Origin of the sequence: Asticcacaulis sp., assembly GCF_051954415.1 — a bacterium.
GTDB lineage: Bacteria > Pseudomonadota > Alphaproteobacteria > Caulobacterales > Caulobacteraceae > Asticcacaulis.
In genome coordinates this window covers 1-22,656 of sequence record NZ_JBQCHT010000037.1, presented here as the reverse complement: position 1 = coordinate 22,656, position 22,656 = coordinate 1, and the positions used below count along the sequence as shown (strand labels likewise).

General features: G+C 60.2%; 25 protein-coding genes. 11 read left to right on the top strand and 14 right to left on the bottom strand.

Translation table 11 applies throughout. The annotated features are described in order from the left end of the window. Positions 1-7: 7 nt before the first annotated feature. Both fliM and ACTHND_RS14365 read right to left on the bottom strand, forming a co-directional pair. Positions 8-1,042, bottom strand: coding sequence for a flagellar motor switch protein FliM (fliM, locus tag ACTHND_RS14370; protein WP_415500080.1), 1,035 nt, complete (start codon positions 1,040-1,042; stop codon positions 8-10). A gap of 146 nt (positions 1,043-1,188) precedes the next feature. Then, positions 1,189-1,848, bottom strand: coding sequence for a flagellar basal body-associated FliL family protein (locus ACTHND_RS14365; RefSeq protein WP_440178639.1), 660 nt, complete (start codon positions 1,846-1,848; stop codon positions 1,189-1,191). A gap of 344 nt (positions 1,849-2,192) precedes the next feature. Between ACTHND_RS14365 and flgF the strand changes: the two genes are divergently transcribed. From flgF to ACTHND_RS14340, 5 genes are all read left to right on the top strand, one after another. Then, entirely contained in the window at positions 2,193-2,945 is a 753-nt protein-coding gene (gene flgF / locus ACTHND_RS14360) for a flagellar basal-body rod protein FlgF (RefSeq protein ID WP_440178638.1), read from the top strand. Positions 2,946-3,095: 150 nt separating this feature from the next. After that, on the top strand, positions 3,096-3,887 hold the full coding sequence (gene flgG / locus ACTHND_RS14355; RefSeq protein WP_440178637.1) for a flagellar basal-body rod protein FlgG: 792 nt from the start codon (positions 3,096-3,098) through the stop codon (positions 3,885-3,887). A 4-nt stretch (positions 3,888-3,891) separates the two neighbouring features. Further along, a complete protein-coding gene (locus ACTHND_RS14350) occupies positions 3,892-4,515 on the top strand; it encodes a flagella basal body P-ring formation protein FlgA (RefSeq protein ID WP_440178636.1) in 624 nt (207 codons plus the stop codon). A gap of 17 nt (positions 4,516-4,532) precedes the next feature. Further along, on the top strand, positions 4,533-5,270 hold the full coding sequence (gene flgH / locus ACTHND_RS14345) for a flagellar basal body L-ring protein FlgH (RefSeq protein ID WP_440178635.1): 738 nt from the start codon (positions 4,533-4,535) through the stop codon (positions 5,268-5,270). 194 nt (positions 5,271-5,464) lie between these two features. Then, a complete protein-coding gene (locus tag ACTHND_RS14340) occupies positions 5,465-6,754 on the top strand; it encodes an O-antigen ligase family protein (protein WP_440178634.1) in 1,290 nt (429 codons plus the stop codon). Here ACTHND_RS14340 and ACTHND_RS14335 read toward each other — a convergent pair. From ACTHND_RS14335 to ACTHND_RS14325, 3 genes are read right to left on the bottom strand one after another with little or no spacing between them, the layout of a single operon-like run. Then, positions 6,751-7,821 carry a quinone-dependent dihydroorotate dehydrogenase gene (locus ACTHND_RS14335; RefSeq protein WP_440178633.1) on the bottom strand — a complete coding sequence of 357 codons (1,071 nt, stop codon included), beginning with the start codon at positions 7,819-7,821 and terminating at the stop codon, positions 6,751-6,753. The two genes, ACTHND_RS14340 and ACTHND_RS14335, sit on opposite strands and share 4 nt — an antisense overlap. Beyond that, positions 7,818-8,306, bottom strand: coding sequence for a SixA phosphatase family protein (locus tag ACTHND_RS14330; protein WP_440178631.1), 489 nt, complete (start codon positions 8,304-8,306; stop codon positions 7,818-7,820). The genes ACTHND_RS14335 and ACTHND_RS14330 overlap by 4 nt, the downstream gene beginning before the upstream one ends. A 32-nt stretch (positions 8,307-8,338) precedes the next feature. Beyond that, the gene (locus ACTHND_RS14325) at positions 8,339-9,103 is read right to left on the bottom strand and encodes a class I SAM-dependent methyltransferase (protein WP_440178630.1); all 765 of its coding nucleotides are present in this window, start codon (positions 9,101-9,103) and stop codon (positions 8,339-8,341) included. A gap of 69 nt (positions 9,104-9,172) precedes the next feature. Here ACTHND_RS14325 and gloB point away from each other — a divergent pair, with 69 nt between their 5' ends. Further along, positions 9,173-9,919 (top strand): hydroxyacylglutathione hydrolase, encoded by a 747-nt coding sequence (gene gloB / locus ACTHND_RS14320; protein WP_440178629.1) that lies wholly within the window; start codon positions 9,173-9,175, stop codon positions 9,917-9,919. Between the two features lie 9 nt (positions 9,920-9,928). On the opposite strand, the gene ACTHND_RS14315 is transcribed toward gloB, so the two are convergent. From ACTHND_RS14315 to ACTHND_RS14305, 3 genes are all read right to left on the bottom strand, one after another. Then, the gene (locus ACTHND_RS14315; RefSeq protein ID WP_440178628.1) at positions 9,929-10,696 is read right to left on the bottom strand and encodes a DUF4908 domain-containing protein; all 768 of its coding nucleotides are present in this window, start codon (positions 10,694-10,696) and stop codon (positions 9,929-9,931) included. Between the two features lie 287 nt (positions 10,697-10,983). Further along, the gene (phbB, locus tag ACTHND_RS14310) at positions 10,984-11,706 is read right to left on the bottom strand and encodes an acetoacetyl-CoA reductase (RefSeq protein WP_440178627.1); all 723 of its coding nucleotides are present in this window, start codon (positions 11,704-11,706) and stop codon (positions 10,984-10,986) included. Between the two features lie 167 nt (positions 11,707-11,873). Further along, the gene (locus tag ACTHND_RS14305) at positions 11,874-13,052 is read right to left on the bottom strand and encodes an acetyl-CoA C-acetyltransferase (RefSeq protein ID WP_440178625.1); all 1,179 of its coding nucleotides are present in this window, start codon (positions 13,050-13,052) and stop codon (positions 11,874-11,876) included. Between the two features lie 409 nt (positions 13,053-13,461). Between ACTHND_RS14305 and phaR the strand changes: the two genes are divergently transcribed. The 4 genes from phaR (at position 13,462) to ACTHND_RS14285 (ending at position 15,340) form a co-directional block, all read left to right on the top strand. Continuing rightward, complete coding sequence (gene phaR, locus ACTHND_RS14300; RefSeq protein ID WP_440178624.1) at positions 13,462-14,085, top strand: polyhydroxyalkanoate synthesis repressor PhaR; 624 nt, start codon at positions 13,462-13,464, stop codon at positions 14,083-14,085. 75 nt (positions 14,086-14,160) lie between these two features. Next, complete coding sequence (locus ACTHND_RS14295; protein ID WP_440178623.1) at positions 14,161-14,436, top strand: hypothetical protein; 276 nt, start codon at positions 14,161-14,163, stop codon at positions 14,434-14,436. Between the two features lie 363 nt (positions 14,437-14,799). Beyond that, the gene (locus ACTHND_RS14290) at positions 14,800-15,060 is read left to right on the top strand and encodes a type II toxin-antitoxin system Phd/YefM family antitoxin (protein WP_440178622.1); all 261 of its coding nucleotides are present in this window, start codon (positions 14,800-14,802) and stop codon (positions 15,058-15,060) included. After that, complete coding sequence (locus ACTHND_RS14285; RefSeq protein WP_440178621.1) at positions 15,044-15,340, top strand: type II toxin-antitoxin system RelE/ParE family toxin; 297 nt, start codon at positions 15,044-15,046, stop codon at positions 15,338-15,340. The genes ACTHND_RS14290 and ACTHND_RS14285 overlap by 17 nt, the downstream gene beginning before the upstream one ends. 14 nt (positions 15,341-15,354) lie before the next feature. Here ACTHND_RS14285 and ACTHND_RS14280 read toward each other — a convergent pair whose 3' ends face one another. Together ACTHND_RS14280 and ACTHND_RS14275 are read right to left on the bottom strand one after the other, a co-directional pair. After that, positions 15,355-15,864 (bottom strand): hypothetical protein, encoded by a 510-nt coding sequence (locus ACTHND_RS14280; protein WP_440178620.1) that lies wholly within the window; start codon positions 15,862-15,864, stop codon positions 15,355-15,357. Between the two features lie 25 nt (positions 15,865-15,889). After that, complete coding sequence (locus ACTHND_RS14275; RefSeq protein WP_440178619.1) at positions 15,890-16,627, bottom strand: glycosyltransferase family 2 protein; 738 nt, start codon at positions 16,625-16,627, stop codon at positions 15,890-15,892. Positions 16,628-16,724: 97 nt separating this feature from the next. On the opposite strand from ACTHND_RS14275, the gene ACTHND_RS14270 reads away from it, so the two are divergent. Next, the gene (locus ACTHND_RS14270) at positions 16,725-18,446 is read left to right on the top strand and encodes an ArnT family glycosyltransferase (protein WP_440178617.1); all 1,722 of its coding nucleotides are present in this window, start codon (positions 16,725-16,727) and stop codon (positions 18,444-18,446) included. Positions 18,447-18,531: 85 nt separating this feature from the next. Here the strand turns inward: ACTHND_RS14270 and ACTHND_RS14265 are convergent, their stop codons facing one another. The 4 genes from ACTHND_RS14265 to ACTHND_RS14250 form a co-directional block, all read right to left on the bottom strand. Beyond that, a complete protein-coding gene (locus tag ACTHND_RS14265; protein ID WP_440178616.1) occupies positions 18,532-19,551 on the bottom strand; it encodes a glycosyltransferase family 2 protein in 1,020 nt (339 codons plus the stop codon). After that, positions 19,551-21,479: a threonine--tRNA ligase gene (gene thrS, locus ACTHND_RS14260; RefSeq protein WP_440178690.1), complete on the bottom strand. Its 1,929-nt coding sequence runs from the start codon at positions 21,477-21,479 to the stop codon at positions 19,551-19,553. Before thrS ends, ACTHND_RS14265 begins: the two co-directional genes overlap by 1 nt. Before the next feature lie 200 nt (positions 21,480-21,679). Continuing rightward, positions 21,680-21,913, bottom strand: coding sequence for a membrane protein insertion efficiency factor YidD (gene yidD, locus ACTHND_RS14255; RefSeq protein WP_090645363.1), 234 nt, complete (start codon positions 21,911-21,913; stop codon positions 21,680-21,682). Between the two features lie 123 nt (positions 21,914-22,036). Further along, positions 22,037-22,459, bottom strand: a complete 423-nt coding sequence (locus tag ACTHND_RS14250; protein ID WP_440178615.1) for an iron-sulfur cluster assembly scaffold protein — start codon at positions 22,457-22,459, stop codon at positions 22,037-22,039. Positions 22,460-22,656: the final 197 nt, after the last annotated feature.

Here is a 22,656-nt window from a genome sequence, read left to right as displayed (position 1 = left end):
CGGCACCCTATTTCTTCACCTGCATCAGCCGGCGCTTGGCCGCCGAGGCGAGCGGAGAATCGACCCGCACAGCAATCGAATGGCCCTTGCGGCCCATCCGGCCCGTGGTCAGCGGGATGGCGCCACATTTGATCTGCACCGGCGATTCCGCATTGGCGTTGAGGATGAGGGTTTCGCCCACCTCCAGGTTAAGCACCTTGGACAGCGGCATCTGCTGCTCATCGAGCACGGCGCGGACCTCCATCTGGGTGGTCCAGATTTCGGTCGCCAGGTGGCTTTCCCAGATATTGTCGCGGCCGAATTTCTCGCCCATGAACTGCTGGAGCAGCATCTTGCGGATCGGTTCCAGCGTGGCATAGGGCAGCAGAAGTTCGACGCGTCCGCCGCGGTCTTCCATGTCGATGCGCAGCTTGACCAGGATCGCCGCATTGGCCGGGCGGGCGATGGCGGCAAAGCGCGGATTGGTTTCCAGGCGATCGAGGTTGAAATTAACCGGCGTCAGCGGCTCGAAAGCGGCCTTGGCGTCGTTCAGGATCACCTCGACCATCCGCTGCACCAGCACGCGCTCGATGGTGGTATAGGGCCGGCCTTCGATCCGCAGCGCCGCCGTGCCGCGACGCCCGCCCAGAAGCACGTCAACGATCGAATAGATCAGGTTGGAATCGACCGTCAGCAGGCCGTAATTGTCCAGTTCCTCGGCGCGGAAGACCGCCAGGATCGCCGGCAGGGGAATCGAGTTCAGATAGTCCCCGAACCGGATCGAGGAAATATTATCGAGCGACACTTCAACGTTGTCGGAGGTGAAGTTCCGCAAACTCGTCGTCATCAGGCGCACCAGCCGGTCGAAGACGATTTCGAGCATCGGCAGGCGCTCGTAAGACACCATGGCCGAATTGATGATCGCCCGGATGCCCGAGCGTTCATTGTAGTCGTCTTCCGATAGATCGAAGCCGAGCAGGCTGTCGATTTCGTCCTGGTTGAGAATGCGTTCGGCGCCGGAGGGCACATTGAAGCGCTCCCCCATGCCGCCGCCGCCAACCATGGCCTCCCACTCGGCCGCAAGGTCACCGCCGGCGTCACCATCGCCGCCACCGCCGCCCCCTGATCCGCCGGAGGCGGCTTCGGCTTCGGCGGCGAGTTCCGCCTCCCAAGCCGCCATCATGGCTTCCTGATCGACTTCTTCCGCCATTAGGTAATCAACATTTCTTCAATAAGAACGGCATTGATCTTGTGGGGCGCCAGAACCAGGTTGATCCGGCGCAGGATTTCCAGGCGCAACTGGTAATTGCCCTGCGAACCGCTGAGGTCTTCCGGACGCAGTTCGCGCAGGAAGCCCTGCATCACGTCATTGATGCGCGGCATGTTCTCGGTCAGGGCGTCCACTGTTTCGTCGTCCGGACATTCCAGGGTCAGCTTGAGCTTGAGATAGCTGGCGCGGCCGTCCGGCGACTGGATATTGGCCACCATGTTCGGCAGGGAAAGATAGGTCGTACCGTTCGGCCCTTCCGAGGGCACGGGCTGTGTGGCCGGATCGAGCTTGGCATCCGCCCCGCCGCCGTGTTCGCCGCCTTCCTTCTTCTTGTCCTTTTTGGCGTCCTTTTTCTCGCCATGGCCGGCCTTTTCATCCTTGCCATGCTCGCCCGCCTTCGCGGCATCCGCCGGCGGCTTGGGCGCCAGAAAAAGAAACCAGGCCGCAGCTCCGCCACCGCCCAGCAGCAGCACGGCCGCGGCGATAATGACGATCAGCAGGGGGAACTTCTTCTTGGGCGCGGCCTCGCCTTCGCCGCCTTCACCACCGTCTACCGGCGGGGCCTCCGCGTCCTTAGGCTTCTTCTCTTTCTTGGCCAAACTGCCCACCCATCGATAATACGCGACAAAGCTGAAAGCCGAAGTCTAGGCCCAACTCTTAAACAAACCTTAAGCACCCGCCTTCAAGTGTTAAGATCACTATCGCCAAACATGGTTAACGATTGCTTGTTATCCGCGCCCCGCACGGCACTTTTTGCCGCCCTTCCATGTGTCGGGATTCGGCGCAAACCGTCAACTTCCTTTTAAAACAAGGCTTTGGCAAAATTAACCATTCGTGGCACGGCGCTTGCATCTTACAAAAACATGGTTAACGGCGCATCTGAGGATCGGCGACGTTTTCCGGTAAGACCCTGAATTTGAACCTTTAATCGGGAGCCGCTGACATGGATAATGCCAACTACGTCGCCTTGTCGCGCCAGATCACCCTGCAACGGGAGCTGGATATCAGCGCTAATAACCTCGCCAACATGAACACCACGGGCTACAAGTTCGAGGAATTGCTGGTCAATGCCGAGCCGGGCGCTCCGGCCGTCAACGCCCCCATCCGTACACCGGCCAATTTTGCCTATGATAACGGCGTCGGGCGCAACTTCACCCAGGGCACGATGAACCAGACCGGCGCCCCGCTCGATCTGGCGCTGAATGGCGAAGGCACCTTCTTCACCGTCACCGGCAAGAACGGCCAGACCGCTTATACCCGCGACGGCGCCTTTACACTCAATGGCGAAGGCACGCTCGTCACCGCCCAGGGCTATGTCGTCCAGGGCGATGGCGGCCCGATCACGCTCGACCCAAAGAAGGGCGAGCCCAGCATCTCGGCCGACGGCATCATCACCCAGAGTTACCAGGGCCAGGCCGAACGCGTCGGCAAGCTCAATGTGGTCCGTATCGCCAATATGAGCGATCTCTCCAAGCAGGGCGACGGCACCTACACCCTGACCAGCAACCAGACGCCGATCACCGCCACCGACGCCCAGGTCCGCCAGGGCTTCCTCGAATCCTCCAACGTCAATCCGATGACCGAGATCACCAACCTGGTGCGCATCAACCGCGCCTACACAACCCTCGCCAACATCGTCGACCAGAACAGCCAACTGAACCGCAGCGCCGTAGAGCGCCTGGGCAGAGTTGCGTGATGACAATGACAGCCATCGCCATCACTTCATCCTTTGCGTTCAAACACCACGCAGGCTTAGCCTCGCAACGGCTCGGGCGCGCAATCGCGCTTGCCGGATCGCATCACGATCCGGAAGTCGCTATCAATTTGAATTTGGGAGCATAGTCATATGCGCGCCTTAAGAACCGCGACAACGGGCATGTCCGCCCAGCAGATGAATGTTGAAGTCATCTCCAACAACATCGCCAACATGAACACGATCGGCTTCAAGAAGCAGCGGGCCGAGTTCCAGGATCTGCTCTACCAAAACGTCGAGCGGATGGGCGCGCAGTCTTCCGATGCCGGCACAGTTGTCCCTACCGGCATTCAGGTCGGTTCCGGTGTAAAAACCGGCAGTGTTTACCGTATCATGCAAGATGGCAGCGCCACCCAGACGGGAAATGATTATGACGTCATGATCCAGGGCAAGGGCTATTTCCAGATCGAACTGCCTTCCGGCGAAACCGCCTATACGCGTGCCGGTAATTTCTCGCTCGACGATCAGGGCCGCCTTGTTACCACGGACGGCTATCTCGTTCAGCCCAGCATCACCATACCTCAGGGCACGACAGGTGTCAGCATCTCCAAGGCCGGCGAGGTGTCCGTCACCACAGCCGGTGTAACGGCCCCTACCGTCGTCGGCCAACTGCAACTGGCGACCTTCGCCAATCCCGCCGGCCTCGATGCCCAGGGCGACAATCTGTTCCTCGAAAGCGGTGCTTCGGGCGCGCCCAACATTTCAACGCCGGGCGATACCGGCTACGGCACCCTGCTTCAAGGCTATACGGAATCGTCGAACGTCGACGCCGTCTCGGAAATCACCGCCCTGATCGTGGCCCAGCGCGCCTATGAGATGAACTCCAAGGTCATCACCACGGCCGATGAAATGCTGCAAACCACCAGTCAACTGGCGAGGGCGTAAGTAAATGAGAATTCTAGCCGCCCTTTCCGTGATTTTGCTGGCAGTTCCCGCCCTGGCAAATGCCCAGACCTCGCCGAATCCGCTGATCCTGAAATCCAGCGTCACCGATGGCGACGGTCGCATCACGCTCGGCGACGTATTCGACAATGCCGGCCAGGCCTCGGACGTCCTGCTCGGCTACCGCCAGGGCTCAACGGCCGTGCTGGATGCCGCCATCGTGCAGTCGATCGCGGCGCGCAACGGCGTTTACTGGGATAATGCCCGCGGCCTGCGCCGCATCATCGTGGCCGCCGGTCCGGAAACTGGCTCCGGAACCGTATCTGGCAATGCCCCGCAACTGGCCACCATCACCGGCCCGCAGAGCCCGGCGAACTGGGGCCAGCCCTCGGTCAGCGGGCCAATTGCTGTAAAACGTTCTGAAATGGTCGCCGTCACCTGGACGCAGAACGGCCTCAGCCTCACCCTCTCCGGCCCGGCGCAAAAGGATGGCGCCATCGGTGATGTCATCCAGGTGCAGAACCCCTCATCGAAAAAGATGATCGACGCCGTCATCATCGGTCCCGGCCGCGCCGTTTCCGGCCAGGCCGCTGCCCAGATCCGTAATCAAACATTCCTGTCTTCGCGTTAAGTATCGAAGGTCTTCATATGTCCAAGCTCCTCCTTGCCGCCCCCGCCCTGCTCGCCGGTCTTGTCGTCCTCAGTGGCTGCGGCTCCGTCCGCGACGCCGTCAACGGCCCGAACCTGACGCCGATGGCCTATCCGTCCGCCCTGGTGCCTTCCGAACAGGCCATTGCCTATCCTCAGGCCAATAACACGCCGGCCTCCAGCAATTCGCTGTGGCGCGTCGGCGCCCGCACCTTCTTCAATGACCAGCGCGCCCGCGCGCTCGGCGATATCGTGACCGTCCAGGTTGATATCAATGACAGCGCCCAGACCAGCAACGCCACCGACCGCTCACGCACCAACGGTTTCAACGCCGCCACACCGTCGTTCTTCGGGCTGGAATCCTCGCTCGGCAAGATCCTGCCCGGCGCTTATAACCCGGCCAAAGCCCTGGGCAATTCGAGTGATTCCAGTTCGGTCGGCGCCGGTTCGGTCAAGCGCTCAGAAAAAATTTCCCTCACCATCGCCGCCACCGTCACCGGCGTTCTGCCCAATGGCAACCTGATCATCCAGGGCACGCAGGAAGTCCTCACCAACCGCGAAGTGCGTGAACTGACCGTTTCCGGCATCGCCCGCCCCGAAGATATTTCCTCGACCAACACCATCAAGCACACGCAACTGGCCGAGGCGCGCATCTCCTATGGCGGCCGCGGCGACATCACCAACATGCAGAAGCCGCCCGCCGCCCAGGCCCTGATGGAAAAATACTCCCCGTTTTGATTGCTGACGCATCAAAATCCATTTTTTGCGCTCAGGCCGCGCAGGCTTTCGCGCAAACGTGCGCGGCGGGCGGTCGCCCCTGCCAGGGCTTCAGAAAAGACTGAAGCCCTGGTACATATTCTCCGCCCTTGACCATATATTGAGACTTATCGGCTAGAAGTGGCGGTCAGGTTCCCTGATCGCCACAAGGTCTTATGCCCGCTTCGTCTTCCAGCCTGAAGGACGCCCGCCCCAGAATGCGGACAGACGGCGCCGCTGGCCCGGCGCAATGGATTATATACACCGAAGTCGCGCTGACCGTCTTCTGCCTCCTGATGTTCTCCAATGCCCTGATCGGCCCGCTGTTCGCACCGCAAACGCTTGATGCTGCGGCGGCGGAGAGCGATTCCGCCATCCTGCGCGTGATGTGGCTGCCGGTCTATGTGGTGACCCTCCTCCTGATCGGCTTTCGCGCGACCCGCCTGATGCGCATCCTGCCGGCCCTGTTCATGACTGGTCTGCTGGTGGGCCTGTGCTTTGCCTCTAGCTACTGGTCGATCGCGCCGGATATAACCACTCGGCGCACTATAGCCGTGGCCGTAACCTCCCTGTTCGGGCTCTACCTTGCCGCCCGCTATGCAGGCGCTGACCTGGTGCAAATCATCGCCTTCAGCTTCGCAGTGCTGGCGGCCGGCAGCTATTTTGTCTGCCTCTTTGTGCCGCACCTCGGCATCCACGACGACATCAATGCCGGCGCCTGGAAGGGCTTGTGGTACGAAAAAAACCAGATGGCGGCCATGATGGTTCTGGGCTTCATCGCTTCCTGCGCCTCCGCCTATATCGCGCCGGAACGCCGGAGAGTATGGATCGGACTGGCGGTGATGATCTTTCTTCTGGTCGTTCTGTCGCGCTCGAAAACGTCACTTCTGGCCTGTATGGCCAGCGCCGGGGCCTTCCCCGTGCTCACCGCCCTGCAGCGCGGCGGCGTACGCAGCATCGTTTTTACCTGGCTGGCGGCGACGGCGGCCCTGATTGGCGGCGCGCTGTTCTACATCGCGCCGGATATGATCTTCAAAATGCTTGGCAAGGATCCGACCCTTACCGGACGCACCGAAATCTGGGCCTCGCTGATGCGCCTGTCCGACAAGCACCCCTGGCTGGGTTATGGCTACAAGGCGTTTTGGACGCCGACCTCGGTGCCTGCCTCGGTGGTGCGCGCCGAAACCCACTGGGACGTGCCCTCGGCGCATAATGGCTGGCTCGACCTGCTGATCCAATTGGGCTGGGGCGGCGTGATCCTGTTCGGAGGGGTGTTGGCGATCGGTTTCTTCTGCGCCCTCTTCCGCTTCGCCCGCGTGAAGGATGGCTTTTTTTCGGTGCTGATCCTGCTGCTGTTCAGCTTCCTCATTATGTCGGAAAGCTTTATCCTGTCGCAGAATTCGCTGATCTGGGCCCTGTTCGTCTGCGCCCTGGCCCGGCTGACGGCGAACGAGGTCGAAGCTTAAGCTTCTGTCCCGACGGCTTCTGTGACCGATCGGAAACCGTCAGCCTTCAGGCGTGCCACCAAATCGCGGCAAATGATATCAGCCAGGCGCGGCCCCCTGTAAACCAAGGCCGAATAGAGCTGGACCAGCGAAGCGCCGGCCCTGATCTTGGCATAGGCTTGGGCGCCGCTCGATACCCCGCCGGCACCGATCAGGGTCAGCTTGCCGCCGGAGGCCGCCCGCGCCACCTTAAGCGCCCGCGTCGATACCTCAAACAAGGGCGCGCCGGAAAGGCCACCCGCTTCCGCCGCCTGCGCGGAAACCAGTCCGTCACGCGACAGGGTAGTATTGGACACAATCAGGCCATCGAGTTTGTGATCCAGCGTTGAGGTGACGGTATCTATAATTTCCGCCTCGGTCAGGTCCGGCGCGATCTTGAGGAAGATCGGGCAGTTGCTGCCGGAGACCTTCACCAGTGCCGCACGGGTTTCCGCCATCTGGCCCAGCAGGTCATCAAGGTAAGATTTGCCCTGCAGCGCGCGCAAACCCGGCGTATTGGGCGAGGAGATATTGGCGGTGAAATAACTACCTTGACCCCATAGGCGCTTGAGCCCGGTGACGTAATCGGCCATCCGGTCGGTGGCGTCCTTGTTGGCGCCGATATTGAGGCCGATCACCGCGCCCTTCCTGTGGGCATTGATATGCTCCAGATGGCGCAGGAAAACGTCCAGCCCCTTGTTGTTGAAACCCATGCGGTTGATCACAGCCTGGTCTTCACTCAGGCGGAACAGACGCGGTTTGGGATTGCCTTCCTGCGGCAGGGGCGTCACCGTGCCGCATTCGGCAAACCCGAAGCCGGCGCGCACCATGGCCAGGGGCACATCGGCATTTTTATCGAAACCGGCCGCCAGGCCGATGCAGTTGGGAAAGCGCAAGGTGCCGCCCTCAAAAGGCACATCGACAGCCAGTTGCGGCGTATTGAGGCGCGAAACCGGCCCCAGACCGGCCTTGAGCAGCAGGATGGTCAGGGTGTGCGCATCTTCGGGCGGCAAAATATGCAGGGCGCGAGTGGCAAGACCATAAATCATTTGGCTAAATACAGTCCATCATAGATCGGCCGTCCGGCGGCATCGATCTCAAAAACCGCCGCCGTCGCGGTCGGATAGTTGCCGCGCACCTTGTCGGTGATCTCCGGTCCTGCCGCGCCTTCAAACAGATACTCAGCCACCAGATACTGCACACCGGGATTATGCCCCACAACCAGCACACACTGGCCATTATCCTCATGCGCCTCTATGGCACGGCGCAGAGCCTCGGAACCGGCATTATAGAAATCCTTCGAGACCACAGCCGGAATATCGCCCATCACGGCCTTCACGGCTTCAAACGTACCCCGCGTGCGCGCCGCGCTGGAGACCAGGGCAAAATCAGGCTTCAGACCATAGGCTTTCAACGCTTCGGCGACGCTTTTGGCCTCTGCCCGGCCGCGATCCGCCAGAGTGCGGTCGAAATCCTCACCGGATTCGGCGTCTTTTTCCGCCTTGCCGTGGCGCATGATGATAAGCTGTTTCATGCTTTCCCTATGGCGCAGAATCTGACCGAGGGTCAAGCCAGCTCACGCGTCACCGGCGCTTGATCACGCGAGGTCGGCACCGGCTGCTGCGCCGGAGCCAGCACCCCCCGCAGTTCCTGCAGGATCGACTTCTGCGGCCGCGCCGTATGGGCGATGAATGGCCGGCGCCCGGCCTCCATCAGGATCAGACCGCCGGTGATCGGCCAGACCCGCGGCAGGATATTTTCCAGCGCCCCCGACCAGCGCAGGAACGGACTGAAAGGCGGCGCATACAGGGCATAGGACCAGGCCAGCGGTTCCAGTTCGGCATCGCGCAGCGCGGATTCAAGCTGCATCCGGCTATAGGGCTGGCCATAGCCGAAGGGCGTTTTTTCGGCATGGGCCCAGAAGCCGCCACGCGCCGCAACGCCCAAAATCAGCCGGCCATTGGGCGCCAGCAGGCGTGACGCCTCCAGCAACAGCCCCTGCGGCACGGGTGATTCTTCAAGCGCATGGACCATCAGAATGCGGTCGAACAGGGCGGTCGGGAATGGCAGGGCCTCTTCCTCAACCAGAACCGAGCGGACGCGCATATCCGCCGGCCATATTTCCGCGCCTTGCGAGGCGGGCATGGCCGAAAGCACGCGCCGGGCTTCGTTGAACCGGTCAAGGTACGGCGTACAGTAACCGATGCCAAGCACATCCAGTCCCCGCACATCCGGCCAGGCTTCGCCCAGTTTGCGATCAATCAGGCGCCTGGCCGCAGCGCCTTCCGGCGACTGGTAAAAGCGGTTGAGATCTTCGACCGGACGACGCAACGGGGTTCCTTTGGCTCTGGCAAGTCCTATATAGGTTAGAACATCCAGTTTATCAGGGCGACTCCTAAGATGGGCCTAAAGGTCGATATCTTCCCGGCACTGCAGGACAATTACGGCTTTATCCTCCAGGATGAGGCATCACGTCAGGTCGCCATCATCGATGCACCTGAGCCGCGCGCCATCATGGAAAGGCTGTCCGCTCTGGGGCTGCAACGGCTCGACTATATCCTCAATACCCACTGGCACCCGGACCATGCCGGCGGCAATGCCCTGCTGAAAAAACAATACGGCGCTGAAATTTACGGGCCGCAGGAAGTGACCCGGATCGCGCCGCTCGATCATGTGCTGAAACCCGGCGACGTATTCCGGCTCGGCGAAACCGCGCTGGAGGTGATCGATCTCAGCGGTCATACGCTTGGCCATATCGGCTATTATGATCGCGCTGGCGGTCAGGCTTTCGTGGCCGATACGATCTTTCCGCTGGGATGCGGCCGCCTGTTCGAGGGCACGCCGCGGCAGATGTGGGGCGCGCTGAAACGCATTGCCGATCTGCCGGACGACACCGTCCTTTACAGCGCCCATGAATATACGCTGTCCAATCTGAAATTCGCCGAGAGTTTGGGAAGCGATCCGGCACTTGAGGCACGGGCCGGGCTTATCCGGGAAAAACGAGAGCGTGGCGTACCTACCATACCATCGACCGTGGCCGAGGAAAAGGCGACCAATCCATTCCTGGTCTATCCGCTAAGGGAAAAGGATTTTGCCGCCCAGGCCGCCAAATTCGGCGAATTGCGCAAAGCCAAGGACCGGTTTTAGCGGCTATAATCAGCGCCGGGCCGTGCTGCCAACAGGGACAGACGTTACAACGACATTGAGGATGCGGCGCGAAGATGGCCGGCCACTCCAGTCGCCGCGCGAGACATCAAGTTTGAGCACCAGCACGCCGTTTTGCATGGTAGCGCTGGGCGGACGGCCTTCGATGAACTGCACGCCACGCAAGGGGGCCATGATCTGCTTGCCGCGCGGCTGCTGGGAGGCCTGGACCAAAGCCTCGGCGGCCACGCCGGCCGCATCGGCATAGAGAAAATCGGCACCAGGGGTCACGTCCGGCGCATCGAAGCCAATCGTGCGGCCGACCGCCAGGCTGACTCGGCGGCTGGCATGGACCAGGGACTGGAACAGCAGGCTGGGCGACATGCGGCCCGGCGTAAAGGCATCGGCCTTGCCGGTGACGGCGGCGGGATCGCCCATCGGCCGGTCATCGCTGAACAGGATCATGCCGCCCCAGCGCGTCGATTTCAGGACGGATTCGCCGACATCGTTCTTGTAGATGACATCGCCTTTCGGCCCTTGAGTCGGTGTCAGCAGCCAGACCTCGTCATCGCCATCGAAGCGCATCAGGCTGCGGTTGCCGGATTCATCGAGGATAAAGCCCTGGCCGTCTTCGGAGGTGAAATGCGCTACCGGTGGGCGGCTGGCGGAACGGTTGTCATCGGCCTTCTTGCCGAACATGGCTTCCTTGAGCGAGCGCGGCCCGTCGGCCAGTGCCGCACCCGATTCCGCCAGGCAGAACAGGAGCATCAATGCGGCCAAGAACTGTGCCAGAGATCGAGCCAAAGGATGTGCCAGGGTCTTGTTCATTGGGCGAAGATTTACCGGCCGACTTGGGCAGATTTAAGACGCCAAATCCATTTAGATCGCCCCAATGCGGGCGCAAAAAAGGCGCGGACATCACCATCCGCGCCTTTTGATTATATGCAGGCTAAGTCGCTCTGGTGAGGCGAAAAATGCTGGCGTTTGAGCACTCGCCGCGACGTGTACGCTTGTACACGAGCAAGAGCGCGCAAAACGACGGCGTTTTGCAGCCCACCGAAGTAGACTTAGAGCATGTGTTGGCCGCCATTGACAGCGATCGTCGCGCCGGTAATGAACGACGCCATGTCCGAGGCCAGGAAGGCGCAAATTTCAGCGACTTCTTCCGGCGTACCGAGACGGCCCACGGGGATACCGGCCACGATCTTGTCGAGGACGGCCGGCGCGATGGCCGAGACCATTTCGGTCGACGTATAGCCCGGCGCCACGCAGTTGACCGTGATGCCCTTGTTGGCCGATTCCATCGCCAGGGCCTTGGTGAAGCCGATCATGCCGGCCTTGGCGGCGGAATAGTTGGTCTGGCCGGCCTGGCCCTTCTGGCCGTTGATCGAGGAGATATTGATGATGCGGCCGTAGCCGCGCTCGCGCATACCTTCGATCACCTGGCGCGTCATGTTGAAGACGCTGTCCATATTGGTGTGGATGACTTCCTGCCACTGCTCCAGCGACATCTTGTGGAAGAAACCATCGCGCGTGATGCCGGCATTATTGACCAGCACCTCGATCGGCCCCAGAGCCGCTTCGACTTCCTGAGCGCAACGTTTGCAGTCATAGAAGTTATCGACACTGCCCTTGACGATGAAGACGCCCAGTTCCTCGGCGACGCGCTTGGCGTTTTCTTCATTACCGGCATAACCGGCGGCGACCGTCAGGCCGGCATCCTTCAGGCGCTTGACAATGGCCTTGCCAATACCGCGCGTACCACCGGTCACCAGTGCAACTCTGCTCATAGATATTCTCCCTCGAAAACTCTTTAGTTTCAGAACACCTGCGCGGTGGCATAAGCCGGTCCGGCGAGGCGAAAATGGTTAGCTTTCAAGACCCGGAGCGCAGCGTACTCAAGTACGTGAGCACCGGAAGCTTGAAAGATGACGATTTGCAGCCCGTTGGACCGAGCTTAGGCCTCGACGCAGAGAGCGACGCCCATACCACCGCCAATACACAGCGTAGCAACGCCCTTCTTCGCGCCTGAGCGCTGCATTTCAAAAAGCAGGGTGGTCAGGATACGGGCGCCGGAAGCCCCGATCGGGTGGCCGATGGCAATGGCGCCGCCGTTGACGTTGACCTTGCTGAGATCCCAGCCGAGTTCGCGGTTGACGCTGATGGCCTGGGCGGCGAAGGCTTCGTTGGCTTCGATCAGGTCGAGATCACCGATCGACCAGTTGGCCTTCTTCAGGGCCTTCTGCACCGCCTGGATCGGACCGGTGCCCATGATCGCCGGATCAACACCGGAAATGCCGGAAGAGACTATACGGGCCAGCGGTTTCAGTCCGCGCTTGTCAGCCTCGGCGCGCGACATCAGCACCACGGCGGCCGCGCCATCATTCAGGCCGGAGGCGTTGGCGGCGGTAACGGTGCCTTCTTTGGAAAAGGCCGGGCGCAGACCGGAAATGCCGTCGATAGTCACGCCATGACGGATGAATTCGTCCTTGTCGAACACCACGTCGCCCTTGCGGCTCTTGATGATGTAGGGGGCGATTTCGGCGTCGAACTTGCCGGCCTTCTGGGCGGCCTCAGCCTTGTTCTGCGAGGCGACAGCGAACTCATCCTGTTCCTGACGGCTGATGCCGAACTTGGTGGCGATGTTTTCGGCCGTGGTGCCCATGTGATAGTTGTTGAAAGCGTCCCACAGGCCGTCCTTGATCATGGTGTCGACCATAGAGAGGTCGCCCATCTTCTGGCCGGAGCGGATATAGGCCGCGTGGGTGGCCATGGACATGCTTTCCTGACCGCCGGCCACGACGATGGCGCTGTCACCCAGCGCGACCTGCTGGGCACCCAGGGCGACCGCGCGCAGGCCGGAGCCGCAGATCTGGTTGATCGACCAGGCGGGGGAATCGTAAGGAATGCCGGCCTTGACCGATGCCTGGCGCGCCGGTCCCTGCCCCTGCGCCGCCTGGAGCACCTGCCCAAGGATGACTTCATTGACGTCAGACGCCTGCAAGCCGGCTCGCTCGACGGCCGCCTTGATGGCGTGGGCGCCCAGATCATGCGCGGGTACAGTGCCTAAGCTGCCGAGGAAAGAACCGACCGGCGTGCGGGCGGCGGAGACGATAACCACTTCATTGACGGACATTCCGGACTTCCCTTGTAGACTGTATACACCAAAAAAGACTTGCGTAACCGCGACTTACGGCACCCGAGGGGCGAAATCAAGTTACACCGTTATCCTTGCGCCTGAACACTGGTTTCAGTTTATGACGGCATTCGTGCCCTATCGTGATGACCGCGTCACGCCCAAAATCCGGTCCGGCCGCCCCCATCTATTCAACTTTTTGTGCGCAGCATCACCCGCAATAAGGCTTGCGCGGAAATTGCGCAGGACACAATAATGAAAGCCTTGAAAAGAAAGGATTTGCGCCATTTTCACACCCCCTCTTTACGCAAAGGCAAAAAAGCGCTTATGTTGTAGGTGCGAAATAAACGCAGACCCGATCAATCGGGCACAATAATCTCAAGGATAGAGTACAGGAGAAACTGCTCAGATGGCCGAAACAAAGACACGGGCAAAGCGCGGTGAGGGCGATCGCGTCATCATCAAGAAATACGCCAACCGGCGTTTGTACAATACGGCCACCAGTTCCTATGTGACGCTGGACAACCTGTCCGACATGGTACGGGAAGGCGTCGATTTCGTGGTCTTTGATGCCAAGTCCGGCGATGACATCACCCGCGGCGTCCTGGCCCAGATCATTTTTGAAGAAGAAAGCCGCGGTCAGAACCTGCTGCCGATCCAGTTCCTGCGCCAGCTCATTGGCTTTTACGGCGACAGTATGCAGAACCTGCTGCCCACCTATCTGGAAATGTCGCTCGATGGTTTCGCCAAGCAGCAGGAGCGCTTCCGCTCGCAGTTTTCGCAAGCCTTTGGTGCCGCACCAGGCATCGGCTTCTTCGACGAGCAGGTATCGCAAAACCTGGCCATGTTCGACCGCGCCATGCGCATGTTCTCGCCCTTCTCGTTTGCCAATGCGGCCGGAACCGCACAGGCAGCGCCGGCTGCCGAGCCAGCGCCTGAAAGCGCAAAGCCGGAAACCGACCAGGTCCGCGAACTGCGCGAACAGATGGAAGCCATGAAGGCCCAGATCGACCGCCTGGCTCAAAAGGGATAAAAGAACCGGGCGGTTATCTGGACGGTGGCCGCCCGGCTTTCTATTGTTTTAACCCATGCGGGCTATATTGCCGCCATGAGCGGAAACCTGCCCCCCAATAACCTGCCCGTGCCTGCCGGCCCCGTCATTGACCAGGGGACGAAGGAGGCACCGTACCGGAAGCGGAGGGCATCTGCGGAAGCGGATGACGCCACCTATGCCGCCCAGCTTCTGAGCGGCGGTGAAAAGCGCGGTCTTCGCGGCGGGCCGGAAACCCTGGGTCGGGCAAAATCGACCTACCTCAAGTCGGAATATTCCGGCCAAAATGACCGCCGCCCCGCGCCCGGCCGCGTGACAAAGACTGAAATTTAGAGCGTTTTCCGCTCTGATTGGATCAGATCGGCGCTCTAGTTTTTTGCTTTTACGCACTTTTTAATCCGAAAAGTGCGCCACACTTTTCGGAAAGTGCTCTAACAGAAAATTGGCGGCACGCTTATTGCAGCCGATCAGGTTCCTCTACTGCGGAGCCTTGCGTGCTGTCTCTTGTCAAAGCCCATAAACCCCGTCCGACCTGGACACGCTATGCCACCCGCGCCTTCGATATTTTCGCGGTAACGCTGATTTTCGCGGTGTTTGGCTGAGTTTATAAATGTTGACCCGTGCGGCCGACACGCTTAAAATACCTAATAAGGTAATCGAGGTGCCCGCATGGATATCACTAAAGACATTCAGCCCATGACAACCTTTCGCAACCGCTCCGCAGATTTCATGAAGCGCATACGCGAAACGGGCCGCCCCATGATCCTGACCGTCAACGGCAAGGCCGCCGCCGTGCTGCAAGATGCAGACTCCTACCAACATTTGCTGGATTTGGCCGCTCAGGCCAATGCCGACGAAGGCATCCGCCAAGGGCTTGAAGATATAAACGCCGGCCAGACACGTCTCGCCTCGGACGTCTTTAACGAGCTGCGCGGCCTGCATGGCATACCGCGTTGAACTGACCCGCCGCGCCATCAGGGATTTGGCGCGGCTCTATGAAACGATAAATGCCCGAAACTCACAGGCCGCCAGCGATTGGTTCAACAGCCTGGAAGCCGCCATTCTTGCCCTGGAAAGTCAGCCGCACCGGCATCCCGCTGTGCCGGAAAAAGCCGGCCTTCGGCAAATCCTGCATCCCAGCTGGTCCTATGTTTACCGCATCATCTTCAAGGCCGATGACCAGACGCAAACGGTAAATGTTCTCCACATCCGCCACAGCTCACAAAAGCCGCTGTAAAACGCATTTAGGTCCTAGTGCCCGAAGTCGATATCTTTACGAGCCGAAACCGCCGTAACGATAAAGCCCGCCAGCACATCCATGAGCGTCATGAAGGTCAGCAGGAAGAAGGCCGAGGTGGCGAAGGGTCGGAACAACAGGAACTCGACCAGGCAGACGATGAACAGCACCATCGACAGCGAATGATTGACGATGGCCACCTTGTCTGACTTGGTCGATTTCAGCAGTTCAAAGAACAGGCAGATCAGGGCGCCGAACAGGATGACATCACCCACATTGACCGACCAGTGCGTACCGGCCGAAGGCATGGGCAGGTTGAATAATACCTGCGTCACGGCATTATAGGCCGCTTCATCACTGCCACCGAGCGAAAACAGGGCAAGGATGTTGTAAACGATGAAGGGTATAACGAGTAGCGGAAACGCGGTAATCACACTGAACCCCCTTTGATGATTATCAGCAGGCTGCTGGTCGTACATGCCGATGGCCGCTTCCTTGGCGATAAGATCACGATCGATAGCCATGAAAAACCCGCTCCTGAGCTGTCGCCTATCGCTCGCTTTCGGTCACCTTGCCGGGCTGGCGTAAACGACTGTTTAACCACATTACACCGGGGAGGTCGGAAAGCGCTACAGCTAAACGTCCAATATTGGTATATTTGGACTGACCTGTGGTACGCAGGCGATCATCCACCGGCTCGAATAAGATTTCAAAGCCCTCCCGCGTCACCAGGGAAGGCAGGTAGCGGTGCATCTGGTCGAAATAGGGCAAACGCAGGAAAACCTCCCGGCGCAGGGCTTTCAGACCGCAGCCGGTATCGTCGGCCTTGTCATTGAGCATCGCCTTGCGGATGCGATTGGCCCAGCGAGAGGCCACGCGCTTGGAAGATGTATCCTGGCGATTGCGGCGCTGGCCGGCCACCATGCCCACGGTTTCCGGCGCGTCACGCAGGATCTGCGACATGCGGGCAGCATCGGCCGCGGGGTTCTGACCATCGCCATCGAGCGTCACTATCAACGGTGCCCTGGCGGCAAAGACGCCGGTACGCATGGCGCCGCTCTTGCCGACATTGTTTTCATGGCGCAACACGCGCAGGGACGGTATCCCCGCCTGCGCTGCCAGGAGGCGCGCATGAGTATCGTCCGAACTGCGGTCATCGACAAAGATGATCTCGAAACCATCGGCCCCGAAAGCTGTCGTGAAAGCCGTCTCTATCTCCCTGGCGACTTGTACGGCCGCCCCTTCTTCATTATAGACGGGCACCACGGCAGAGACGGTTAAGGGCATGATCTGACTGGCTCGCTATCGTGTGGGCAAGGGATTGAAACCCATTGGGTTTTATGCCTCATAGACCGTTTGCCATATTGCGTAAATAGGGACGGCGATGGCTTCGATAGCGGCAACGACACAAACTGTGTTTCAGTTTATCCAGAGTCACTTCGCCCAACTGGTCTCAAAAGGCCGCCGGGGGCCGCTGATCGCCGCCCTGCTGGCCATCGCCGCCGCCCTGCCCTGCGCCGTGATGATGCCGCCGCTCGACCGTGACGAATCGCGTTTCATCCAGGCCTCGGCCCAGATGATCGAGACGCACGACTACATCAATATCAATGTCCAGGACGTGCCGCGCTATAAAAAGCCGGTGGGTATCCACTGGCTTCAGGTGGCGGCGGTCAAGCTGACCTCCAGTGTGGCCAAACGCGATGTGCTGGCGTTCCGCTGGCCGTCAATCCTTGGGGCGGCCCTGGCGGCCTTCGCCTGCGCCTGGGGCGCGTCCTATGCTTTCGGCACACGCGTCGGCACCAAGGCCGGCATCATATTCGCCGTCACCTTCATGCTGTCGACCGAAGCCTTCATCGCCAAGACCGACGCCGTACAGTGCGGTTTCATCACCCTGATGATGGCGGCGCTGGCGCAGATCTACCTGCGAACGCGCGATCTGGGCCGGGACGATGCGCGCCCGAAAATGCCCTGGGTCAAGCTGGTCTTCTGGCTGGGCCTGGCCGGTAGCATCATGATCAAGTTCATCATCGGCCCGATGATACTGGCTACCACCCTTCTGACCTTGTGGGCCCTGGACCGCCGCATCCGCTGGGCGCGCAATCTCGGCTGGGGCTGGGGACTGATCCTGGTCGCGCTGATCTGCGGCCCGTGGATCATGGCCATCACCGTCACCACCGACGGCCAGTTCTGGGTCGGCGCAGTCGGCAAGGATTTCGCCGACAAGCTGAAAGGCGGCTCCGAAGGCCATTTCATGTGGCCCGGTTACCACCTGGCCCTTTTACCAGTGACCATGTTCCCGGCGGCCTGGTTCTTGGGCGGCGCCCTGCAGACAGCGATTTCCCGCCGTCATGAAGCCGCCATCCGCTTCGCCATCGCCTGGTTCGTGCCGGCCTTCCTGATTTTCGAACTGTCCCCGACCAAGCTGCCGCACTATACTCTTCCGACCTTCGCGGCCCTGGCCTGGCTGTGCGCCCTGTCGCTCGACGTGCCGCTGAAGTTGTGGGCAAGGATCGTCAATGTAGCGACAGGGGTTATCGGTGGACTGGTTCTAAGCGCGCTGGCGATCGCGGGTTATGTACTTTACGGTAATAGTGCCGCTTTCATCTTTATGATCGCGGTTATCCTGTCGGCTGGTGTTCTGGGCGGGCTGGGCGGCTGGCTGATGTGGATCAATCGCCAGCGCACCGGCTTTGCCTTCATCCTGGCCGCCGGCATACTGGCCCACCTCAGCTTTGTCAGCGAACTGGCTCAGCTCAAGCCTCTCTGGATTTCCAAGCAACTGGAAGCCGCGTTGGCCTCTAATCATCTTGATCCGCGCCATGACCTGCGCACGCCTGGTCCGGTGGCCATCATCGGTTATTCCGAGCCCAGCTTCGTCTTCGCCATGGGCACCAAGACCCAGTTACTCAATGATGACGTGAAAGGTGCCGTCCGGGCCCTGCGCGAAGGGCGGCCGCTGTTCGTGGAATCGCAATTTGAAAAAGCCTTCCAGAGCGAAGCGGCAGCGCAAGGTCTTTCCCCCCATGCTGTCACCCAGGTCAGGGGGCACAATTACAATGGTCGCGATCAAACCCTGACGCTTTACGATAATCCGCCCACGCAGTGATTCCAAATGCCTGCATTTGGCAAGGATGACCGACCGTCGCGCCTGTTGGCGCGTTAGCCAGGCGGCGTTTGAGCGGAAATAAGCGTTATTCGGCCGGCAGTTCGTCTTCCTCATCACGCAGGCGATCACGGAACATGGCGCGCGTGACGGATACACCGATAATCAGCGGTGCCAAAAGTCGCACATAGGCCATGCGCCAAAAACCCTTGCCTCTGGCGCGCTTGTTGAAATAATAGATCAGGCCATTGCCCTTGTTGCGCTCGACGAACACCGGCTCGACCCGCGAGGTATGACCTTCATGCACCACCTCGGCCTGTGGGTGAAAAAGCACCGTACCGCCCATTTCACGAGCGCGCCAGCACAGGTCGACATCTTCGACATGCAGGAAGAAGTTGCTGTCAAAGCCCTTCAGCCGGCTGAAATCCGACCGCGATACTGCAAAACAGGCGCCTGAAATGGTCGGCACCGATACCGGCGCTTCCGGCAGGGGCTGATCCTCCTGGTGGATTTCGTACTTTCGCCAGGCCGGCACATATTTGTGCAGTTGGAGAAGGGATACCAAAGTGGTGAAGGGCGTGACCTCCCCGCGCCGCGCACCACGCTGCTCTGTCAGGTCCGGATTAAGCAAACGGGCACCAACGATACAGGGACCGTCTGGCGACAGCTTTTTCTGTGCACTGACCGCCGTGACAAGCTTGCGCGGGCAATCCGGTTGCAGCAAGGCGTCCGGATTGAGGAACACCAGCCACGGCTGGGTAGCCAGATGCGCCCCCAGATTGGCCGCTTTCGCGAAGCCAATATTGCCCTGTCCCTGAATCAGCAGAATATGATCATGCTCTTCCTTCAGGTCGCGCAGCCATTGCTCCACCTTTTCGGAACTGCCGTTATCGATCAGGATGAACTGCCTGACACACGGATCATTCAGCACCCGGCCGATACTGTCGAACAGCACACGGCCGGTATGGAAAACGATCATGATGACCGTGATTCCGTCCTTTTCATCGCAGGGGGCGATCTCGTTATGCTGCATGAAATAGTGCGCTTCGCTGGTGGCCAGCTTGCGTTCTTTCAGCATCTCGATAATGGACGGCGGCAGTGCAGTCATCAGGCTTCCTTTAGATCGGGCGGCGTGGCGTCTTCAGCCAGCTTTTGCACGGCCTTGGCAATGCTGAGGATGGTCTGCCCTTCAGAGCCGAGGAAGCGCAGGGCCACCTCGCCGGTTTCGGCTTCCTTGCGGCCCACAACCGCGATCACCGGCACCTTGGCCAGCGAATGCTCACGGACCTTGTAGTTGATCTTCTCGTTGCGCAGATCCGCCTCGACGCGCAGACCAGCTTTGCGAAGGGCCTCAACGACCGTTTCCGCATAGGGGTTGGCGTCCGAGGTGATCGGTGCCACCACGACCTGAACAGGGGCCAGCCACAGGGGGAAACGGCCGGCATAGTTTTCGATCATGATGCCGATAAAGCGCTCGAATGAGCCCAGGATGGCGCGGTGAAGCATGACCGGGCGCTGACGCGAACCGTCTTCGGCGACATATTCGGCCTCCAGGCGCTCCGGCAGCACATAGTCGAGCTGGAGCGTGCCGCAGGTCCATTCACGGCCGATGGCGTCCTTGACAATGAAGTCGAGCTTGGGCGCGTAGAAGGCGCCGTCACCTTCCGCGATCACCGGCTCGACACCGGCGGCGCGGGCGGCTTCGGCCAGCATACCCTCGGCCTTGTCCCAGAATTCATCCGAGCCGGCACGCGTTTCCGGGCGCGTGGCCAGGTTGATATAGGCGGTTTCCATACCGAGATCGGCGTGAATCATCTTGGTCAGGCGGACGAACTTTTCCGTTTCCTCGACAATCTGGTCCTCGCGGCAGAAGATGTGGGCGTCGTCCTGGGTGAAACCACGCACACGCATCAGGCCATGCAGCGAACCGGACGGCTCGTAGCGGTGGCAGGCGCCGAATTCGGCCATGCGCATCGGCAGTTCTTTATACGACCGCAGGCCGACCTTGAAGATCTGGACGTGGCCAGGGCAGTTCATCGGCTTGAGCGACAGGGTTTCGCCCTCGACCGTCTCGCAGACGAACATGTTGGGGCGATACTTTTCCCAATGGCCCGACTTTTCCCAGAAGGTACGGTCGAGCACCTGCGGCGTCTTGACCTCGACATAGCCGGCCGCATCAAGGCGGCGACGCATGTAGGCTTCCAGCGTGCGCCAGAGCTGCCAGCCCTTGGGATGCCAGAACACCATGCCGCGGCCTTCTTCCTGCATGTGGAAGAGATCCATAGCGCGGCCCAGCTTGCGGTGATCGCGCTTCTCGGCTTCCTCGATACGGTGGATATAGGCTTCGAGATCAGCCTCCGTGGCCCAGGCCGTGCCATAGATGCGCTGGAGCTGGGCGTTATTGTGGTCGCCACGCCAATAGGCGCCGGCCAGCTTGGTCAGCTTGAACGCCTTGCCAATAAATTTCGACGACGGCAGGTGCGGCCCGCGGCACAGGTCTTTCCAGGCGTCACCGTGACGATAGACTGTGATGGTTTCGGTGCCCGGCAGGTCGCGGATGATCGCGGCCTTGTAGGCTTCGCCGATCGATTCGAAATGCTTGATGGCGTCATCGCGGTCCCAGACCTCGCGCACGATCTTTTCGTCGCGGTCGACGATTTCCTTCATCCTGGCTTCAATTTTGGCGAAGTCGTCCGTCGAGAACGGCTCGTCGCGGGCAAAATCATAATAGAAGCCGTCTTCGATCGACGGGCCAATGGTGACCTGCGTACCCGGAAACAGCTCCTGCACCGCCTCGGCCAGAATGTGGGCCGTGTCGTGACGGATCACTTCGAGCGCCTCGGGGGCGTCGCGCGTCAAGATTTCCAATGCCCCCCCCTCTTCAAGCGGTCGATCCAAGTCCAGCAACGCTCCGTCGAGTTTGATAAGGACTGCCTTCTTCGCCAGTGATTTTGACAGGCTTTCGGCAATGGCCCTGCCGGTGGTCCCCTTATCAAAGCTGCGAACGGCGCCATCGGGGAACGTCAAGTCTATCATCATCTTAGTCACTTTTAGCTGGCGACCTGTAGCCCTTACGGCGGGCTTCATCGCGCAATAATTTAAATAAGGATTCGATGTTGCCTTTTAAAAGCCACATTAAATCCGGCGCCGTGTGCCATCAAAAACACACTGACCTTACTCTTTGCCCTCACGCGCGTCTAAGTCCGAAAAGTGGGTCACACTGTTCGGGATGCGCTCTAAGTTTCCCTTCCCGGAACCGGATCATAGCCTGTGCCTCCCCCCGGACGGCAGCGACAGATACGTTTTATACCCAGCCACGAACCTCTGACGGGTCCGTGTGTTATCAAGGCTTCGGCCATATATTCGGAACAGGTTGGCCGAAACCGGCACGCCTGACCGATATAGGGCGACAATGTGAGCTTGTAAGCCCGCAAGGCCGCGCGCACGGAACGTTCATAAAGAGCGGTCATGCGCAACCGAATGAAGAAAAAGCCTGACGGCGTCAACCCCCGCGACAAGCCCCCTCGTCTCACATATTGAAAAGACATTCGCTCCGGTTGGCAAGCCATAAGCAAGCCCATACCAGTTTTAGTTTATTTCAGTGACGAAATAGCCGCACTGGTTGCCTCCAGGGCCAGAAGCGTCGAGGCGTGGCGTGCGGGAAAATCCTTTACGGATTCAAGAATTTGCAGGTCGACAAAGCGTGCCGGGAAAATTGCCGGCTCACCCTTGAGTAGATTCCGCAATGCATCACGGGCCGCCAGCACCTCATCACCCGTAGCGCCGATGACATGCTGGCTGAGAATCGCCGCACTGGCCTGGCCCAGCGCACAGGCCTGAACCTGCTGGGCAAAATCCGTCACCACATCGCCCTCCATATTCAGTTCCACATGGATGGTGCTGCCGCACAGCTTAGCCACCTTGTCGGCCACGGCTTGAGGTTGGTCCAGATGACCGACATGCTGGAGCTGGGTGGTGCGGCGCAGGATTTCGCGGGAATAGAGATCGTCGATCATTGTGTGTAGATGGCGGAGGATACAGGGAAACGCAAGTGACCGGTGTATCCTAAATTATTCCCTCCAAGATGGATAAAAGACTGCGGCCCGGGGGGGGGGGGGGCCGGGGGGGGGCCGGCCCCCCCCCCCCCCGCGCCCGCGGGCGGGGGGGTGGAGTGGTTGGAGGAAAAGGGGGGGGTGTGGGGGGGGGAGGGGGG

Excerpts from the sequence above, each read along its gene's own strand:
- ACTHND_RS14285 (WP_440178621.1), top strand. The coding sequence starts at position 15,044 with ATGGCATACCGCGTTGAACTGACCCGCCGCGCCATCAGGGATTTGGCG.
- ACTHND_RS14265 (WP_440178616.1), bottom strand. The coding sequence starts at position 19,551 with ATGACTGCACTGCCGCCGTCCATTATCGAGATGCTGAAAGAACGCAAG.
- fliM (WP_415500080.1), bottom strand. The coding sequence starts at position 1,042 with ATGGTTGGCGGCGGCGGCATGGGGGAGCGCTTCAATGTGCCCTCCGGC.
- phaR (WP_440178624.1), top strand. The coding sequence starts at position 13,462 with ATGGCCGAAACAAAGACACGGGCAAAGCGCGGTGAGGGCGATCGCGTC.
- ACTHND_RS14340 (WP_440178634.1), top strand. The coding sequence starts at position 5,465 with ATGCCCGCTTCGTCTTCCAGCCTGAAGGACGCCCGCCCCAGAATGCGG.
- ACTHND_RS14275 (WP_440178619.1), bottom strand. The coding sequence starts at position 16,627 with ATGCCCTTAACCGTCTCTGCCGTGGTGCCCGTCTATAATGAAGAAGGG.
- ACTHND_RS14305 (WP_440178625.1), bottom strand. The coding sequence starts at position 13,052 with ATGTCCGTCAATGAAGTGGTTATCGTCTCCGCCGCCCGCACGCCGGTC.
- flgH (WP_440178635.1), top strand. The coding sequence starts at position 4,533 with ATGTCCAAGCTCCTCCTTGCCGCCCCCGCCCTGCTCGCCGGTCTTGTC.
- ACTHND_RS14250 (WP_440178615.1), bottom strand. The coding sequence starts at position 22,459 with ATGATCGACGATCTCTATTCCCGCGAAATCCTGCGCCGCACCACCCAG.
- ACTHND_RS14290 (WP_440178622.1), top strand. The coding sequence starts at position 14,800 with ATGACAACCTTTCGCAACCGCTCCGCAGATTTCATGAAGCGCATACGC.
- ACTHND_RS14270 (WP_440178617.1), top strand. The coding sequence starts at position 16,725 with ATGGCTTCGATAGCGGCAACGACACAAACTGTGTTTCAGTTTATCCAG.
- ACTHND_RS14330 (WP_440178631.1), bottom strand. The coding sequence starts at position 8,306 with ATGAAACAGCTTATCATCATGCGCCACGGCAAGGCGGAAAAAGACGCC.
- ACTHND_RS14280 (WP_440178620.1), bottom strand. The coding sequence starts at position 15,864 with ATGGCTATCGATCGTGATCTTATCGCCAAGGAAGCGGCCATCGGCATG.
- yidD (WP_090645363.1), bottom strand. The coding sequence starts at position 21,913 with ATGACCGCTCTTTATGAACGTTCCGTGCGCGCGGCCTTGCGGGCTTAC.
- gloB (WP_440178629.1), top strand. The coding sequence starts at position 9,173 with ATGGGCCTAAAGGTCGATATCTTCCCGGCACTGCAGGACAATTACGGC.
- ACTHND_RS14335 (WP_440178633.1), bottom strand. The coding sequence starts at position 7,821 with ATGATTTATGGTCTTGCCACTCGCGCCCTGCATATTTTGCCGCCCGAA.
- ACTHND_RS14350 (WP_440178636.1), top strand. The coding sequence starts at position 3,892 with ATGAGAATTCTAGCCGCCCTTTCCGTGATTTTGCTGGCAGTTCCCGCC.
- phbB (WP_440178627.1), bottom strand. The coding sequence starts at position 11,706 with ATGAGCAGAGTTGCACTGGTGACCGGTGGTACGCGCGGTATTGGCAAG.
- ACTHND_RS14295 (WP_440178623.1), top strand. The coding sequence starts at position 14,161 with ATGAGCGGAAACCTGCCCCCCAATAACCTGCCCGTGCCTGCCGGCCCC.
- flgG (WP_440178637.1), top strand. The coding sequence starts at position 3,096 with ATGCGCGCCTTAAGAACCGCGACAACGGGCATGTCCGCCCAGCAGATG.
- thrS (WP_440178690.1), bottom strand. The coding sequence starts at position 21,479 with ATGATAGACTTGACGTTCCCCGATGGCGCCGTTCGCAGCTTTGATAAG.
- flgF (WP_440178638.1), top strand. The coding sequence starts at position 2,193 with ATGGATAATGCCAACTACGTCGCCTTGTCGCGCCAGATCACCCTGCAA.